The following is an 18,034-nucleotide window of genomic DNA, read 5'->3' on the forward strand; positions in this document are numbered from 1 at the left end:
AAAAGCCGTCAGTTACAGCATTAATCAGTGGCCTAAGCTGGTGCAATATATTAATGACGGTCAATTATCTATTGATAATAATCGTGCAGAGCGGGCGATCAAACCATTTGTTATTGGTCGTAAGAACTGGTTGTTTGCTAATACTAAAAATGGAGCTGTAGCCAGTGCGATTCTTTATAGCGTTATCGAAACGGCGAAAGCAAACGGGTTAATGCCCTTTAACTACTTAATGCACTGCCTTGAACAGTTATCAAATCAGCCAGATGAGATAGATTCGCTCTTGCCATGGAACGTAAAACTCGAGCCAGTGTAGTTGGCCGGACGCTTACAAAGAACTGACTGTCGGACTAGTATTACCGATTAACAGAGTCGCCCCCATAAACCAAATACATGCAGCTAGAATCCTGGTCCGTCAACTTGTGCGCTACTGAACATGGAAAATCGTAATCCAGTGCCCTGTTACCACTATAGCTACTTACCTAGTCGTTGAAATTAGAAAAATACTAAACACTATTTATGTCAAAAACTTAACACATTGTTATATAGAGGTTAATTGATATAATAGTGCATCCAAAAATATTAAAAACGGCCTGATAATAAGTAGCTGATTTATGTTATGATGAAAAATTGTCCCCCACTTCCAGCCGAGAATTTACATGTACAAAATTGCAGCATCCGACTTAGACGGCACCTTACTTTCATCTGATCATAAAATCCTGCCTTTCACTAAAAAAGTATTAATCCAACTACACGAACAGGGTAAGGAATTTATTTTTGCCACAGGCCGTCATCACATTGATGTAGCGCAAATGCGCGAACAACTGGGCATTCCCGCTTTTATGATCACCGCAAACGGTGCTTGTGTTCATAACTGTCAGAACGACATTATTTTTCAGCAGCACGTTGCACAGGATATCATCGCCGCCATTATTGATATGGTTAAAAAAGATGATGAGATAATTATTAACCTCTACCGTAATGACGATTGGCTAGTTAATAAAGAAGACACTAAAACAGATTTTAATCATGACAACTTTACTTACAGCTTCTTCGATATTGATAATCCGCCGCTAGAAAACATCGCCAAAATATTTTTAACCCGCGAAGATCAGGATCATGACAAACTGGTGATCTGGGAAGATAAAATTAAAGCTGAATTCGCTCAGCGGGCTAATATCGCCTTTTCCTCGCCTTCCTGCCTGGAAGTTATGGATGCCGGCGTTTCAAAAGGTCATGCTTTAGATGCAGTTGCAAAAATGAAAGGATATCAGCTGAAGGACTGTATTGCTTTTGGAGACGGCATGAATGATTATGAAATGCTGTCTATGGCCGGGAAAGGAGTTGTCATGGGAACTGCGCATCATAAAGTTAAATCGGCGCTGCCGGATAATGAAGTTATCGGCAGCAGTGATGATCAGGCCGTTGCACAGTACCTTGTTAAACACCTACTGGACTGAGCAGCTAAGAACTGAGACCTGACTGCACAATAATTATTAACCCCGGGAGGTAGACATCTCCCGGGGTTTGTCAGAATTTATAACCAATTCTTAAACCTAATGTATCCATTCCCTGATTGGTATGGTTAGTCCCGCCGTTAGAAATATGATCAAAATAAGCAGATAATGAATAGCGTGAAGTAACACTGCAGCCGATTTCTAAGGGTAAATGAGTAAGAAACCGCGAGCCCAGAGCTTTCATATCACTTTCTTCCGGATGTGTCTCTCCGTTATGCACAGCAATTCCCAAACCAATACCGGCAAAACAATAATCGCCGACAGTAAACTTCCACAGTGCATCTGCGTAGAGTTTTGATGTATCTCCATGACTGTTAATTGAGACTCCAACCGCGGGTTGAATCTCACCGCCCAGTAAGTTTGCGAAAGGTGAAAAAATGCCTTCAACATTAATATCGACACCCTGCTCTCTTTTGCTGTTACTCCAGAAACCTTCCACATCATGAGCAAGCAACCCGAATTTTAATTCATCAAACAGCTTATCTGATTCCTCCTGCGCCGAACTAAATGAAGAAGAAAAAAACAACAGAAATACTATAAATTTTTTTTTAGGCTCCATGCTTCTCTGCTCCTTGTTACAACTAAATTTTTGGCAAGTGAACACCTGTAATAATAGCCTTTAACCACGTTTAACGCTCAAATGATCAATATTCCCTGCCAAGTTTCAGATATGCAGATTAGGTATACCACGAATATTTATTGATCATTATCCTAATCACTCCTGCTTTTTTATTATTGCTTTAAGAGTTGCATCTTTAAATTGAATAATAAGAAGGTTTCTATGAGAACAATAATCAAAAAACTGATCTGCTTGACCCTGTTACCACTGGCGACCTTGTCCTGTGCATCTGCAGCAGACACCGAAGAAGCTCCAGATATGAGTGATCCCACTGCGGTATATACCTCTGTTGGTATGGGCTACGGAACTAAGGGTTATAACCTGAAATTAGGACTTCAGTTACCTGACTCCGGCGACGGCAAGGCGCATATGATTTCACTTGAAGCAAAAGAAGGCGGTGATACTTTCCGTGGACGTTAATTTAAAGTTGATACCTCAACGGGGTTTGCCGGCAGTCTGGATGCAAGTTATAACAAAGACAGTGCTATGACACATATTTCTGCAGGAGCATTACAAACAGTCCCCTTGACGGAACGTTTCATCATCTACCCCGGCTTATATCTAGGTGGATTAATTACTGATCAGAAGAATATTGAAACCGGCACAACAACAGGCGTGGATCTTGCTGCACTTACCACTACGATTCAAATTTACTCAAAGTTTCAGGTTAACAATAAAATCTGGGTTAATGTAAATCCGGCCTATACCACAAGTTTGTACGGTATAAAAACTAACACCTTCGATTTAGAGGCATCAATTGGTTACCAGCTCACCCCTACGTTAACTACACGTATTTTCCACAATAACAACGTAGGTGTAGGTAATTATAATGATGATACCTATGAAAGTGTCACACGTATGGAGTTGAATTACGCTTTTTAATAAATAGAATTAAAACCGTTCCTAGATTACAAAGGCAGCACGGTCAGAGTCTGCATTTTCTTATCACAGCTTTCTTTAATCACGGCGCTATTTATTAACTGTAAGCAGCAATATAGCCGGAAATTAGCCGGCTGGCGCTTAATTGAGTAAAAATATTCATGGTCCAATTGAAGTAAAAAACACGTGTAAAACGGCCGAGTAACAGCATCATAGTCAACATGTGGTTCGCTGTTTAAGCCGTCAGCGTGATTCTTTGTTAAAGGTTGTTTCTTTGTCTTTCCTATGCTCTCGAGCCTACTTTAACAACAGTAGAAACAGGCCCTATTCAGGCCGGCTCTTTCCTGGTGCTTATACAAAGTTCCCTCTAAATTTCAACCTGGAGCACAACATTATTCATTGATCCGGACTGGCGTTTATCAGGTGCTTTGCAGGTATCAATAATTGTAAAACCCGCTTTTCTCATCATGCCGGCAGAGCCAAGGTTTTCTTCATGCCTTTCTATCAGCACTTTTGTGCATCCCTTTTTTTCAGCTTCATTAATACACATTTTCAATAAGTTTGCGGCAATACCTTTACCGGAAAAATCTTTTGCTACTACAACTTCAGCTACAAAACAGATAGATTGTAAATCACAGTATTTTTCTAAGTAAGCGGGACTTGAGCTGCCGTCCGTCAGTAATGATAAACCGACAATCTGATCTGCATGAACAGCGATTAACGCGTCGGCAGTCCCCTTTTCCATTAAAGAAAATGTTTCATTAACTCCCTGTTCTGGTAAATAATTCCACTCATTAGGTCCGTACTTCCAAAGCAGCGCTTTCAGCTCAGGTATCTCATGGTTTTGTGCTTTTCTATATTGGATCATTTTAATAAACTCACTTTAACGTGTTCAACATAAACAGAATACTCAGAGCGGCCGTTAAAGCCCTGCATTTCCAAACAGTACTCTTTCATATATACTTGCTATTCATTTTCTCTTATTCAGGCAGCCTAAGCCTGTTATTTTGTGGCTTGTTAATGTCTTATCTGCTTAAAACCCTACCGCCTGTTATCGCTTTTGCCTGCGCTTCATCCACAGCCGCTACATTCGACAATATATCAGCACAATACCTAATAAATGGTCAGTTGTCAGATAAAGTCCAGGTTATAGACTGCCGTTCAAGCAATCACTATAACGGCTGGCCGCAGAATAACGACAATGTCGGCGGCCACTTTCCCGGAGCTGTTAATATTGACAGCCAGTGGCTTAAGGTCCTCGACGATAAGCAGCTGCAGCAGTTAATTTCCAGCAAGCAGCTGCAGAAAAACAAACCCACTTTTCTTTACTGCAGCGGCAGTGAAGCTTTATCACTTAGTCTCGCTTTGAAGAAGCAAGGTTTTGAAAAACTTGAAGTTATCAGGCAGCCATTAAGTGAAACAGCAGAAAAATTAACGACCCTGCCTAATTTTAAACAACTGGTCTCAGCGCAATGGCTCAGTGATGTTATTAATAACAACAAACCTTTATACGGACCGCAGAAAGACTATAAACTGATTGAGGTGCACTGGGGACCGGCGACGAAATATCTTGCTTCTCATATCCCCGGAGCACTGTATTTAAATACTAACGATATTGAGTCAGAGCCGTGGTGGAATCGCGTCAGCGATCAAAAACTTGCGGAACTGTTAAAAAATTTCGGCATTCGTTACGATACAACCGTTATTTTATACGGTCGGAATAATATGGCGGCGGCCCGTGCTGCTAATATTATGATGTATGCCGGTGTTGATGATGTGCGCCTGCTTAACGGCGGCTGGCGAGCCTGGGTCGATGCAGGATTTGCTACTGAACCTTTCTCCAATTCAAATAAAAAACAGATTGAATTCGGCAGAAAAATCCCAGCTAATCCACACTATATTATCGATGTTCCACAGGCTAGAACATTATTAGGCAAAGATCCGGATCTGCATTCACTGGTTAGTATTCGTACACTGCAGGAGTATACCGGCAAAATAAGCGGTTACGACTATATTAAACCCAAAGGCCGCATTAGCGGTTCGAAATGGGGGCATGCTGGTACTGGTTCCAATAATGCGGCCGATTTTCTAAACCCGGACGGCACAATGAAAAGTGCAGTTGATATCAAAGCCCTATGGAAGAAATGGAATATAAACCAGAATCAGGAAGTAGCGTTCTACTGCGGTACTGGCTGGCGGGCATCTGAAGTTTTCTTTTATTCCTATGTGATGGGCTGGAAAGATATCAGTGTCTTTGACGGTGGCTGGTACGAGTGGAGCGGTGATAAAAACAACCCGACTAACACCGGAAGCATAATAAAATAGCAGGCGGTAATATGCAGATAATATTTATTCCCTGTTCAGATGAGTACTGCCTTTCGAACTAGATTACCTCTGATAAGCATCAACCCTATATTATAAAAATGACCTTTTAATTTTACGCTCTACATCTTAATTGTGATCCAGTGCTTGGACACATACATAGATATAACTAAAGTGTAATGTAGAGTATACATACTGTTATATTATGTTTGGGTGTCAAATGCAGCATAAATTCGATTTTAATTTATTAGTCATTTTCCTTGAAGTATACGAACTTCGTTCTATCACTTTGGCGGCTGAGTCTTTGGGTTTAACTCAACCCGGTGTCAGCGGTTCCCTAAAACGTTTACAAAAGGCACTTAATACAGAGCTGTTTATTCGTGAAGGACGAGGCATTTCTCCCACGAATGCAGCTATTCAGTTAGCAGGTCAGATATCACCTGCCTATAACATGATAAATAGCGCCTTAAGTAATATCTCTGGATTTGATATACAAGCTCCACGTACATTTTTAGTTTACGTAAACGAAGCGATAATGAATATATTACAACCCCTGGTTGAAAAAGATCCTGATATGGGAAACTGTAATATCGAATTCCATCTAACTCCTGGCGACGAAGAACAGCTTTTACATGAGTTAAGTTTACAAAAGGCAGATCTCGCAATTGATATAGGAAAATTGCACAATATGTCCTATAACAGTCAGCTGTTTTATCGAGAAGAGATCACTTTGATCTGCCGGAAAGATCACCCTCGAATTTCTGGAGAGATTGACCAGCAGGCTTTTTATCAGGAAAGACATATCACTTGTAAAGTACGCCGTGCTGAACGGTATGTGTTAGATTTCTTTACTGAAGAGGTTATTCGGCCAAGACAAGTCAGTTGTGAAACTAATTCTTTGTTAAATTTGATGTCGCTTGTTTCTGAAAGTGACTGTATCAGTTTGACCTGTAATTCTATGGCAGACAAATATGCTGAAAGGTTTTTTCTGCAGAGAGTGAAGCCCCCTTTCACAACTAAACCTGTACTGCATAACATGATGTGGCATAAACGTAATGAATATACTCCCGCGCATATCTGGCTAAGAGAAAAACTAAACTCGTTAATCAGTTCCGTATAAATGTTTACTACTCTCCCGAGTAGTCAAATAAATTTGTCTGCTCGGGTATTTCAACACGTGAATTATTTAATTAAATAATATGTTGAGATGTTCAATACCTATTAAATAAACGGCAGCTTTAATGAGAAAGGTTATAGAAAATAGTTTTTTTTATGAAATCTGTGGTTGTCTGATCTTTCTGGCTAAAAATAAAACCATACTGTTTTTGCTCTGTGTGGAGGCTTATATCAGTAATATTTTTAACTGTTATGGGAATAGCAAAATTACCATTGTTACTTTCTGTGCCTAAGTTGGCTTTATTTTCACCAAGTTGAATGCGAAGCTGATAGCAGTCTCCAACAACACAACCTGCAATGAAATCTCCAGTGAAAGCACAACCTTTAATCGAGATATCGGTTAAGTTGCCGGTACTGACTGGTTTTGTAGACTTTTCATGGTAGATATCACATCCATGCTGGATTGGATAGCGCACATTTTGGCGCAAACAGACTTTTTGAATTTGTTTCGGATAGTCAATTACTAACCAGTTCCCAGCAATACTCATTATTTTTTGTATATTACATCGAAAAGCAAAAATATTTGCTTCAGAGTCTTCACAGTTTAGTAAACGAATAACAACAACCTGTCCTTCGCGAAGGAAATTCTTGGCACTGAACCAGTCAGCATCGTTGTGCATCGCTAAAATAACGGACATAAAGGGATCTACGCCAATCAACCGAGACTTTAATCGAATGGGTTGTGTCGGAGTTAAAACTTGTAGATACACTTCGGTTTTACAGCGCATTGTATTGAGGCAGTCAAAATCACTATTTTCAGTCATATAAGCTCCATTAACTCTTTAACAAAAGATAGTCTAACTACAGGTAACTGCTGGAGTTTTTTCTGAAAAATATAGAACTGATTGAAGAAAATAATTAATGGTAAGCTTTTTATAACATACTCAAAGTATCAAACTTTCATACAGCAGAAGTAACTCTCATTCGATCAGGATCTTTAAGTTGACTGTACAAGTGAATGAGCAGAACTGTTTTCAAATGACTATTTTAAATTTGCAAGATACTGCCGCATTATCTGTTCAAGCTCTCCAGAGCTTTCCATTTCACTAATACCTGAATCTAGAAGCACCTTTAACTCTTCTGAGAACTCATAGTTCCGAGAAATCCCCATATAGAACCTGGTAGGCTGTATGCCGGGAATAGGCTTGTAACCAAGCTCTACACCAGAAAATAATTCTTCTTTAAGCAATTTATAACCCGCTAATACCTCGTATCGAGCTAGAAAAGTATCACAGTGACCAATCTTTAGTAACTGCAGCAGTTTTTCGAAAGTATGTGCACTTCTCAAAACGTCATTATTATTAACACCGTACCCCGTATAGTTTGAGCCGAAACGGCCGCATACAACCCCGCTTTTAACCAGGTCTGATGCAGATTCAATATTGATACCAGTCGGATAGTGGTTTCTTGAATAGAAAAAATAGGCCTTGGTAGTAAATAGGTGTCTAGTCAGAATGTACGCAGAGTCTCTCTCTTCGGTGAAGACCATGTTGAAGGCAACTTGAACACCGTTATGATGTTTTACATTCTGCAGGCAACGTTTCCATGGAAGAAAAGTAAAAACCGCCTGTATTTTGTGTTTAGCTAGTATCTTTGTAATCACCTCAGTGTTAAATCCGCGTGCTTGAATCAAACCTGAATGGTTATCTTGTTCCGCCCAGATATAGGGTGGAAAGCCGTCACTATCTTCGCAAAAAGTTATGCGGGTGCCTTCCATTACTGAATTTGTCTCAGCTGCTTGTACCGGGCTGAACAATGAGTAGATCATTAACCCGGAAATCATCATATAACTCATCTTCATCACTACGCGTCCATAATAAAGCCACACGCATTAATTGTAGAGTCGAATACTGATAAATTCACATCCTGCACTGCCGAGAATTAATATGAGCATAATTAAAATTGAATATAATCACTGATGTTTTAATCTCAAAGGCATCTGGTAAAATTTAATACTCTGTTTATTCAACAGATTATCAGTTAACTTGCGGGAAGAGTGTTACTCGAATATTTCACTGCTGCTGCAGAATAATTATCTGAAAGCAGCAGCAGTGAATAAAATCATAATAAGCCCGCTCCGGGTAATTAAAGAAAGTTTACAGGCATGTTCCTGAAACTAAACAGCTCGAGGGCATTGAAAATACAATTTAAGGCAGCTCCAGCGACACTATCTTTTATTATTTTCCTCAAAAAAACAATAGTTACTTTTGCCGTTTTTCTTAACATTATACATTGCACTGTCTGCTTGTTTTAATAAGCTGTCTAAAGCAGAATTATTCTGTGAAGAAACTGCAATACCAATACTGACTCCTATGTTTATTTGTTTTTTATCGAGCGTAAACGGGCTAGCCATTATTTTGAGGACTTTTTGGGCGACAAGCTCGGCATCTTGTTTTTTATTTATGGGTGATAAAACAATTGCAAATTCATCACCGCCAAATCTTGCTACTGTATCTGTTTTTCTTGCACAACATAGCAGTCTTTTCGAGACCAGCTGTAATACTAAGTCCCCGCTTTGATGTCCGTAGCTGTCATTGACAGCTTTGAATTCATCTAAATCTACAAACAATATGCCTATTAATGAGTTGTTTCGCTGAGATGCAGCTAAAGCGACTGACAGCCTGTCCATGAATAAATAACGATTAGGTAACTTCGATAAATTATCATGTGTGGCTGTGTATAAAATTTTCTCTTCAGCTTGTTTACGATCTGTTATATCAACAGCTATTTCTATTCTTACCAGGCGGTTATCCACCCAATAAACAGCCTGGTCTCTGCATTGATACCAGCGTTTATTCTTTGTATTTTGAAACTCCCAGACATAGACACCTGTCGGTTTATTGTTCTTTATTAAATGATGATTTGAACAAAAAGCACATGGTCCTGACTGCCCCTCTTGTAATACCTGCCAGCATTTTTTTTCTGAAAAATTAATTTCAGCAAAAAGGTTCTTAGTATAATCGTTCATAAAAATCATATCGTAATTATAAAAATCCGATACATAAACAATTGAATCTAAACTATTTAAAACCTTTGACAGCGTATCATGAGATTTAGATAAGCGCCTAGCGTAACATGCCATTTCATTCTTAATGTGTTCTTTTTGTTTTTCCTTTTCATTACGGTCAGTAACATCGTAAATGATTGAGTGTAAAGCAGTCTCCCTCTTAATAGTTATCGGGTTACTGTATACTTCAACATCTCTAATCTCACCATTAGACAGTTTATGCTTAAAGTTAAAATGCACCTGCTGATTACGCTGTACTTTTTGCATTTTATTTATCACACTATGTTCTGGCAGAGTATTAATATCCGTAATATTCATAGTGGTTATTTTGTCGTAACTATAACCGTAATACTGACAGGCCTTTATATTAGCATCTAAAATTGCACCACTATTAGGATGAATAATAAGCATCACAGAGTGGCTGTTGTTAAACAGATTTTCGTATAGAGCACTGTCACTATCCCCCACACACTCATTGCTCATATTACTTATCGCCTGTTTTTAAAACCTGCTGAAATTTAATGCAGATTAAAAATATCAAAAATTGTGTTAATAGATCTGCTCGAGCGGCACCGATCGATGAGCGTATCTATTCCATTCTAATAGTTTGTAACCGGTGCTCGCTGCTCTGATTTATTATTCACATCAGATTCTGCTGAGTTGAACCGTTTACAGGATGAGGCTGCTTGGGTTCTGTTATCATCTCTGATCTTAAAATATTCCATCAAATGCTGCAGCTGAACGGCCTGCCCGCTCATCTCTTCTGCTGTGGCGGCCAGCTCTTCAGAGGCAGAAGCGTTCAGCTGGATCGACTGGTCAATCTGGCTGACGGCAGAATTAATCTGCGCTACCCCGCCGGCCTGTTCATTGGAAGTCGCCGCGATCTCCTGTATAAGATCGGCTGTACGTGTAATACTAGGAACAATCTCATCAAGCAGGCTTCCTGCGCTTTCGGCAACAGCAACGTTCTTGGAAGCCTGTTCACCAATCTCCTGCGATGCCTGCTGACTTCTCTCTGCTAGCTTTCTCACTTCTGTGGCAACTACAGCAAATCCTCTGCCATGTTCACCGGCTCGTGCAGCTTCAATAGCGGCATTTAACGCGAGTAGATTGGTCTGATAAGCGATATCTTCTATCATGGCTATCTTCTCTGCGATACTGCGCATCGCCGTCACTGTATTGTTCACTGCTTGTCCGCCAAGCTGTCCCTGTTGAGCGGCCTTAGTGGCAATACCATCAGTTACCTCAGCATTGTCCGCATTCTGATTAATCGAGGCAGATATCTGCTCAATGGCAGCACTGGTTTCTTCAACACTGGAAGCCTGTTCACAAGAAGACTGGCTTAGACTCTGCGAAGTAGCACTTATCTGCACAGAAGCACTTGCCAGTGCAGAAGATCCAGAACGTACCTGAGTCACTATCTGAGACAGTTTTAAACTCATATTTGCCATTGCACCGAGCAGTTCACCAACTTCATCTTTCTGAGTGCTCTGTATAACCGCAGTGAGATCACCATCACCAAGCCTCTTGAGATGTTCAATGGAAGTACGTATGCCAGAAACTATCTGACGTGCGGTAGTGAAAGCAAAAAGCAAAACAAACACCAGTACAGCGCCCATGGCCAACAGCACCTTAGTGATCACCTCTGCTAAGTTCATCTCTACTTCAACATCAGCCAGGTACAAACCGCTGCCGATCATCCAGCCCCAGGGCTGATAGTACTTAATGTATGACATTTTGGGTTCATTGATACCATCTCGTTCCCAGACATAATCAACGAAACCTTGCCCCTCAGATTTTGCTAATTTGACCATTTCAGCAAAAAATACTTTGCCGTTGGGATCTTTAAGCTGAGAGAGATCCTGGCCGTTTAAGGCAGGCTTCAGAGGATGCGTTATCATGATGTGCTGATCATCATTAATCCAAAAATACTCGTTACCTTTATAACGCAGAGCATTGACTTTATCGATCACTGCCTGTTGTGCCTCTTTCTTGGATATACTGCCGGAGGCGATAAGGCTCGCCTGATACTCTATTTCCTGCTGAACTGTCGTCACCAGAGTCGTCAGCTCAATACGTTTCTGCTCCCATATCTTGGCTTCGAAAAGAGGAACCAGATAAAACAGTATGCCTGCACCTGTAAAAGCGATAGTAACGAGTGAGATACTCATGACCTTGCTAAATATTTTCCAGTCTTTGAACTTCTTAAACATCATATCCACAATTCCTTGTTTTGCTGAGAGGTTGAGTTTTTGTCGAAAAGCTAATGATCAATATCTATTGTTATCACAACACTATTTTCGCGTCACATTTTCAGGTTCAGTTTCCGAAAAACTAAGCTGCGTTACATCGTCGGCCAATGCATTGTTAAATTGTCCAGCAGACACAATACAAAGATCTAACTGTTATAAAAAATATTAAAAAATTGCTGATAAATCAAACAACCCAGCATAAAAAGATAAAATATACATGAAAACTGGGACACGCAATGGTTTTCAAATCATAACGGCAGTGATTTCGATATCTCCAGCTGTAGATAGTTAAGACGGAAGGTCCTTTGCCTCATTAAATTACTTCTGAAACGACAGGAACATCCCGCCTAGCGGTGAATTACAGGGACGTTTATTTTGACGCTGCAAAACTAAACACGAAACAGAGCGCTGCAGCTGGTATCTTATTTTCATAATAAAATTATTAGAATATTCGGGGGCTGCCTTTCTATACTGCGACGTTATTAACGGCATGCAGAATTGCGATTCTTTACTCTGTGCTATAATTTGCTATTAGATTAACTCACTGTATTTAAGCTGATAATTTCTCAACTTCGTTAATTTACTGAGGATCAAGCTGCGCCCGATAAATAATCAAGACAAAATTTAAGGTAATCAATTTCCATGCTGCAGCTGACTGCTTTTATCAAGTTATGTTTATTAACATTAATCATTGCCGGCTTAATGTACGGGATATATTATCTAAATCCCCCTCAGAGCACTGCTTCCCAGGTAGAAAAAGGTAAAATTGATATTTCCCAAATGCTTAATGAGCCTAATTCGATTGAATTAAATGGCGAATGGTTATTCTTTTATAATGAATTCCTGTCCGACGAGCAGATAAAATCCCGGCTTAACTCCAGCAGTCATGAGTCGCGTTATATCAATGTTCCGGGTAATTGGAAACTTAATGAGTTCGAACTAAACGCAGATCCCAGCGAGGGCTACGGCACTTATCACCTGCAGATTACAACGACTGAAAGTAAAGCACCTCTTGCTGTTAAATTACCAGTCATTGGTATTGCTTACCGCATCTATCAAGACCAGAAATTACTCAGCACGGTCGGTGAACCGGGCATTTCTAAAGAAAAGACACACGGTGATTACCAGCCGCAAATATTATTACTTGAAACAAGCAGTGAGGTGTTTACCCTAACACTGCAGGTAGCCAGTTATGAATATGGCTGGGGCGGACTCTGGTATCCCTTACAAATTGGCAATGCGCAGACAATTTTTCAAGAGCAGAAGCTAAGCTCAATGAACACTCTGTTTATAACCGGTTTTTTCTTTGCAGTTGCTCTCTACAACCTGATTCTATTTTTTCTGCGAACCTTAGACAAATTACCACTTATTTTTTCATTACTTTGTATCACCCTTGGTTTACGCGAGCTTGTTGTACAAGATGCTTCTATTTTAAACTACCTAGCCTCTTTAAATCTTATTCAACTGATCACCATTGAATATACTTCCTTTTTTCTAGCAGTCCCCTTAGGCTGCCATTTCTTTTATCTGACTTTTCCGCAGCTTTTCGATAAACGTGTCCTTATTTTAAGTTACTTAGTTTCATTATTATTAACTGTAGGCTTATTATTCGGAGGGCTTAAAAGCAGTTATCTCACATTAGTACTGATGCAGCTTATTGCGCCAATATTTATAATCTACATACTCTTCATCATGACTAAGGCCTATTTTGCTCAACAAAAAGGCAGTACCGTACTTTTAGCCGGCACTTTTGCACTCGCTTTTTGCGCCATCAACGATATTTTATTTGCACAAGCATTTATTAATACCGGCTACCTAGCCAGTTACGGTCTGCTGCTTTTTGTGATCAGCCAAAGCTATATGACAGGTATACATTTCACACAAGCATTTCTAGATAGTGATGCACTCGCGAGTAAGCTTAAAAAACGTAATCTAATTCTCGAAAACTTAAGGCGTTCACTTGAAAGTAAGGTAAAAGAACGCACTAATGAGCTTGCAGATGCAAACCAGCATTTACAAAAACTGGCTCATAGTGACGCACTGACAGGCGCTTCTAACCGTTATGGTATTCAGTCTGTTATTGACAATACACAGCATCGCTTCATACGCGGCGGTGAAGTTTATTCTGTTGCCGTTATTGATTTAGACCGCTTTAAAGAAGTTAATGATCAATTCGGCCACGATGCTGGAGATGAAGTACTGAAAAGATGTACACAGCTGATTAAGCTTAATATTCGTAAGCAGGACTCCTTTGCCCGCTGGGGAGGCGAAGAGTTTGTTATCCTGTTACCCGATACTCGTTTAGAAGGGGCAATGACCTTAGCTGAAAAGATACGACTGGTGACTGCACAATCTGTTACGCCTTTTAACGGCTTAGAGATTCAAATTACCGCCACTATCGGGGTGAGTGAAGTGCATAAAAATGAAGACTTTGAGCAAACTTTCAAACGTGCAGACCAGGCTTTATTTACAGCGAAAGATCAAGGACGAAATCAGGTAATGGCAGGTAAAATAAAAGAGCAGTAGCACAGCTCCAAACTTTACCTGCAGCCGCAATATTAATTTAGCTGCTGATGCAGACTGGCATAATAATTATCTTCGAGCAGCTCACTGTGTTTTCCCGAGATTCTCAACAATCCATCCTCCATCAGGTGAATCTTATCCATCTGCGCCATTGCAGTTAGTCGATGGCTTATCATCAGTACGCTTTTATCTTTGACAAATTCAAATAACAAAGACAGGATCTCTCTTTCCGTACGTTTATCAAGTCCTTCTGTCGGTTCATCAAGCAATAATAGCGGCGCATCACGAAGCAGAACTCGCGCAACACCGATACGGCGCTGTTCACCACCGGAGAGTTGTCTGCCCCCCTCTCCTATCCAGACATCAAGCGGCGCTTCTCCCTGGGTCAATACCGATAAACCGACCTTTTCAAGCACTTCAATAAGTTGCTGGTCATTAATTCTTTCAGCGACTTTGCGCTCAGCAAACGAAGCTGCCGGGGTAAAGTCATGCTGGGCCAGGGTCAAATTGTCTCTTAAAGTGCCGCTAAACAGGTAAATACGCTGACTCACTAAAGAGATGCCGGCGCTTAATGCGCGCTGACTGTACTGTTCAATCCTGCGCCCGTCTAATAATAAACATCCTGAATCTGCCTGCCGCTCACGGGTAATTAAAGACAATAAGCTGGATTTACCGCAGCCGGTTTGACCTAATAGTGCTACTTTCTCGCCGGGTTCAATAGATAAGTTGATCCCTTTAAGCACTTTTTCCCCGCCCTGCTGGTAAGAAAATACAATATCCTTAAGCTGCAGCTGCCCTTGAGATACGCGCATTTCACTTTGATCATTAAAAACAATACCCGGCTCCTGCTCGACTAACTCATTAATCCGCTCAGCAGCGGCGACACAGGAGGACAGGTGCTGAAAAGCCCCCGCTATCGGCATTAACATTTCAATACAGGCCAGCGCCATAAACACAATTAAAGCTAGCATAGGCCCGGGGACCTGATGCTCACCAATGCCCGATGCTGCCGTATAGAGAAGAAGCACCACTACCAGACCATGGCATAAAATCAGCGCGGCCTGACTGAATGCCATAACATTGACCATTGCACGCTGACTGTCTAACAAGTTCACTTCCGATTGCGCCAGTTTCGCACGAAATCGTTCATTAGCGCCAAACAGTGAAATTTCCGCTAGTCCCTGTACAAACTCCAGCACTTGTATGCGGAAAATACGTTTACTTTCGAGCTGTTTTACCCCAGGTTTGCGGCCAAGATAATAAAATAACCAGGGTAATATCAACCAGACCAATAACAGGCTGCCGCACAACATTAATGCGAGATCGCCATCTATCCAATTAACAAAAAAGTACAAGACACCGAGCATCAAAAACGATGCAAGCATTGGTGTTAGCAGTCTCAGGTAAAGGTGATCTAAGGTATCGATATCAGCAACTAGACGATTAAGCAGATCGCCCTGACGCATCCCCTGCATATTAGACGCGCTCAATGGAAGCACCTTGCGCCAGGCCCATACTCGAAGTTGAGTCAGCAGTTTGAATGTCGCTTCATGAGTCGACAAACGCTCTCCGTATCGACTCGCAGTTCTAAGAACAGACAAAAACCTCACCCCGCCGCCGGGGGTAAAATAATTAAACGCCTGCGCGGTCACCAGTGTTAAACCTGCAACAGCAGACGCCGATATAAACCAGCCGGAAAGCGACAGCAAACCGATTCCTGCCGTCAGGGTGGTGACGCTAAGCACTAGACCGACAAACATCATCAACCATTGATGTTTAAATAACTTAATAAAAGGCAGTAAGGATCTCATTAGTTAAGCTCCTGATTTTCTTGATCTGCAGGCCGACACGTAGCGGTAGTATACTCAACCTGCTGTTCATCTTGCTGCATCTGTTTAAACAGTCCCTGCATCTGCTTGAGTTGATCAAAACTGCCCTGCTGCACGATCCTGCCTTTATCTAACACTAAAATGTTATCCATCTGCTCTAACTGCTCCAATCGATGTGTCACCATTAGACACGATGACTGCGCCATTGCTTCACGCAGCGCACTAAGTACCGCCTGCTCGCTGTGCCGATCTAAACTTGCGGTGGGTTCATCTAATAAAAACAGAGATGCATTCTGCCCTAGTGCCCGAGCTAACGCGATCCGCTGCGCCTGACCAACGGAAACCCCTGCAGTCTGCTCACCGATCGGGTGCTGTAAACCCAAGACCTGCGCATTAACAAAATCAAGCACCTTAGCTTTGGCTAATAAATCCTTCACTGCCTGGTCATCCATCTCAGGATTAGCCATTGCGACATTATCACGCACCGTGCCGTGAAAAAGCTGCGGGTCCTGCCCCAGCCAGGCCAAATGAGCTCGCCATTGCGCTTTATCTATTTCCTTAAGCTCAACACCGTTAATTTTCAATGAGCCATGATAAGGAAGAAAACCTAGTAAACCATTAAGTAAACTGCTTTTACCCGAGCCGCTTGGGCCGACCATCGCCATATGCCGCCCTTTAGCGAGTTGAAAATTCAAGGGACCCACTAATGAAATACCCGAATGACTGTTCACCGTAAAATCACAGGCAGTTATTTCAATCCCCGCATGCAGATTCAGCTCATTCCGGTTCTTAGGCAAGGTCGTTTGCTCGCTAGATTCAACCTCGTATTCCAATAACGCCATCAACTCTTCTGCCGCACCAACCGCCTGTGCCTTAGCATGATAATGCGTGCCCATATCCCGTAAAGGCTGATAAAACTCAGGTGCAAGCATCAGTACAAACATACCGACAAACAGACTAAAGCCTTCACCATAGTCCCCGAAATTCAGGTGGCCTAGAAAACTAAAACCAAAATAGATAGCCAAGAGAGCGATAGAAATTGCACCGAAAAACTCCAGTACCGCCGAACTTAAAAAGGCCATTCGCAGCACCGACATGGTTCTTAAACGGAACTCTTCAGAGGCAGATTCAATCTGCCTGCCTTCAGCCTCACCACGATTAAACAGTTTCAAGGTATTTAAGCCTTTTAATCTGTCCATAAAGTGCCCGCTTAGTTTAGCCAGTGCGCTGAAATTTTTGCGATTTGCATCAGCCGCGCCCATGCCCACTAAAATCATAAATAACGGAATAAGCGGTGCTGTCGTTAATAAAATAAGACCAGCCGTCCAGTTTAACGGGAATACAACCACCAGAATAGTTAGCGGGATAAATGCAGCAAGCATCATTTGTGGTAAATATCGCGCGTAGAAATCATGCAGGTCCTCAACTTGTTCAAGCACAATGCTTGCCCAGCTTCCCGCAGGTTTGCCCTTGATAAATGCCGGGCCTAACTGACTGAGTTTATCAAGCACTGCACTACGGATCTGTAGTCTGAGCCGCCTGCCTGCTTCAAAACCAGCGCGTTCACGAGCAAAAGCCAGTATTGCACGCACAGGAATTAAGGTCAGTAGTAATAGAAACTCATGGCTGAACTCGGATTTAGGAATATTAAGAATGATAATGCCATGCAGTATCGTCGAAATAAGGTATGCCTGAGCCATCAAAGAAAAGCCAGTTAATAAACCGAACAATACTGTTAAATTCAGATAAAAGCCACAGGCCTTTTTCTGTTTTTTAAGCCAGCCGCTCAGTTGTTTTTCTAGAGATTTGTCCATGCTGCTCCTGCAGGTAGTGTTTCATAACGTCATGTTGAAAGAGTTAAAATGTGACATGACGCAGTATCGCAGGCATCGCTAACGAAATAAACTCACAAG

General features: G+C 41.4%; 15 protein-coding genes. 7 read left to right on the forward strand and 8 right to left on the reverse strand.

Annotated features, from left to right (window positions below):
- Both G327_RS25200 and G327_RS0119945 read left to right on the forward strand, forming a co-directional pair.
- On the forward strand, positions 1–313 hold a 313-nt coding region (locus G327_RS25200), incomplete at its 5' end, for an IS66 family transposase (protein ID WP_019616576.1).
- Between the two features lie 343 nt (positions 314–656).
- Positions 657–1,457: a Cof-type HAD-IIB family hydrolase gene (locus tag G327_RS0119945; protein WP_019616577.1), complete on the forward strand. Its 801-nt coding sequence runs from the start codon at positions 657–659 to the stop codon at positions 1,455–1,457.
- Between the two features lie 70 nt (positions 1,458–1,527).
- Here G327_RS0119945 and G327_RS0119950 read toward each other — a convergent pair whose 3' ends face one another.
- A complete protein-coding gene (locus G327_RS0119950; RefSeq protein WP_019616578.1) occupies positions 1,528–2,073 on the reverse strand; it encodes an acyloxyacyl hydrolase in 546 nt (181 codons plus the stop codon).
- Between the two features lie 222 nt (positions 2,074–2,295).
- Here G327_RS0119950 and G327_RS27225 point away from each other — a divergent pair, with 222 nt between their 5' ends.
- Together G327_RS27225 and G327_RS27230 are read left to right on the forward strand one after the other, a co-directional pair.
- Positions 2,296–2,553, forward strand: coding sequence for a hypothetical protein (locus G327_RS27225; RefSeq protein WP_019616579.1), 258 nt, complete (start codon positions 2,296–2,298; stop codon positions 2,551–2,553).
- 66 nt (positions 2,554–2,619) lie between these two features.
- Entirely contained in the window at positions 2,620–3,015 is a 396-nt protein-coding gene (locus tag G327_RS27230) for a hypothetical protein (protein WP_019616580.1), read from the forward strand.
- Between the two features lie 364 nt (positions 3,016–3,379).
- Here G327_RS27230 and G327_RS0119965 read toward each other — a convergent pair whose 3' ends face one another.
- On the reverse strand, positions 3,380–3,880 hold the full coding sequence (locus G327_RS0119965; RefSeq protein ID WP_019616582.1) for a GNAT family N-acetyltransferase: 501 nt from the start codon (positions 3,878–3,880) through the stop codon (positions 3,380–3,382).
- A gap of 152 nt (positions 3,881–4,032) precedes the next feature.
- Between G327_RS0119965 and G327_RS0119975 the strand changes: the two genes are divergently transcribed.
- The gene (locus tag G327_RS0119975) at positions 4,033–5,337 is read left to right on the forward strand and encodes a sulfurtransferase (RefSeq protein WP_019616584.1); all 1,305 of its coding nucleotides are present in this window, start codon (positions 4,033–4,035) and stop codon (positions 5,335–5,337) included.
- A 217-nt stretch (positions 5,338–5,554) separates the two neighbouring features.
- Entirely contained in the window at positions 5,555–6,454 is a 900-nt protein-coding gene (locus G327_RS0119980; protein WP_019616585.1) for a LysR family transcriptional regulator, read from the forward strand.
- Positions 6,455–6,572: 118 nt separating this feature from the next.
- Here the strand turns inward: G327_RS0119980 and G327_RS0119985 are convergent, their stop codons facing one another.
- From G327_RS0119985 to G327_RS25215, 4 genes are all read right to left on the reverse strand, one after another.
- Positions 6,573–7,274, reverse strand: a complete 702-nt coding sequence (locus tag G327_RS0119985; protein ID WP_019616586.1) for a PilZ domain-containing protein — start codon at positions 7,272–7,274, stop codon at positions 6,573–6,575.
- Positions 7,275–7,492: 218 nt separating this feature from the next.
- The gene (locus G327_RS0119990) at positions 7,493–8,305 is read right to left on the reverse strand and encodes a substrate-binding periplasmic protein (RefSeq protein WP_169337252.1); all 813 of its coding nucleotides are present in this window, start codon (positions 8,303–8,305) and stop codon (positions 7,493–7,495) included.
- Between the two features lie 372 nt (positions 8,306–8,677).
- Positions 8,678–10,000 (reverse strand): diguanylate cyclase domain-containing protein, encoded by a 1,323-nt coding sequence (locus G327_RS25210; protein WP_019616588.1) that lies wholly within the window; start codon positions 9,998–10,000, stop codon positions 8,678–8,680.
- 116 nt (positions 10,001–10,116) lie between these two features.
- The gene (locus G327_RS25215; RefSeq protein WP_019616589.1) at positions 10,117–11,733 is read right to left on the reverse strand and encodes a methyl-accepting chemotaxis protein; all 1,617 of its coding nucleotides are present in this window, start codon (positions 11,731–11,733) and stop codon (positions 10,117–10,119) included.
- A 678-nt stretch (positions 11,734–12,411) separates the two neighbouring features.
- Here G327_RS25215 and G327_RS26240 point away from each other — a divergent pair.
- Positions 12,412–14,295 (forward strand): sensor domain-containing diguanylate cyclase, encoded by a 1,884-nt coding sequence (locus G327_RS26240; RefSeq protein ID WP_019616590.1) that lies wholly within the window; start codon positions 12,412–12,414, stop codon positions 14,293–14,295.
- Between the two features lie 32 nt (positions 14,296–14,327).
- Here the strand turns inward: G327_RS26240 and cydC are convergent, their stop codons facing one another.
- Positions 14,328–16,103, reverse strand: a complete 1,776-nt coding sequence (cydC, locus tag G327_RS0120010) for a heme ABC transporter ATP-binding protein/permease CydC (RefSeq protein ID WP_019616591.1) — start codon at positions 16,101–16,103, stop codon at positions 14,328–14,330.
- Positions 16,103–17,935 (reverse strand): heme ABC transporter permease/ATP-binding protein CydD, encoded by a 1,833-nt coding sequence (gene cydD / locus G327_RS0120015; protein ID WP_019616592.1) that lies wholly within the window; start codon positions 17,933–17,935, stop codon positions 16,103–16,105. The genes cydC and cydD overlap by 1 nt, the downstream gene beginning before the upstream one ends.
- Between the last annotated feature and the right edge of the window lie 99 nt (positions 17,936–18,034).

This window comes from Psychromonas ossibalaenae ATCC BAA-1528 (genome assembly GCF_000381745.1).
In the GTDB taxonomy this organism is placed as follows: domain Bacteria; phylum Pseudomonadota; class Gammaproteobacteria; order Enterobacterales; family Psychromonadaceae; genus Psychromonas; species Psychromonas ossibalaenae.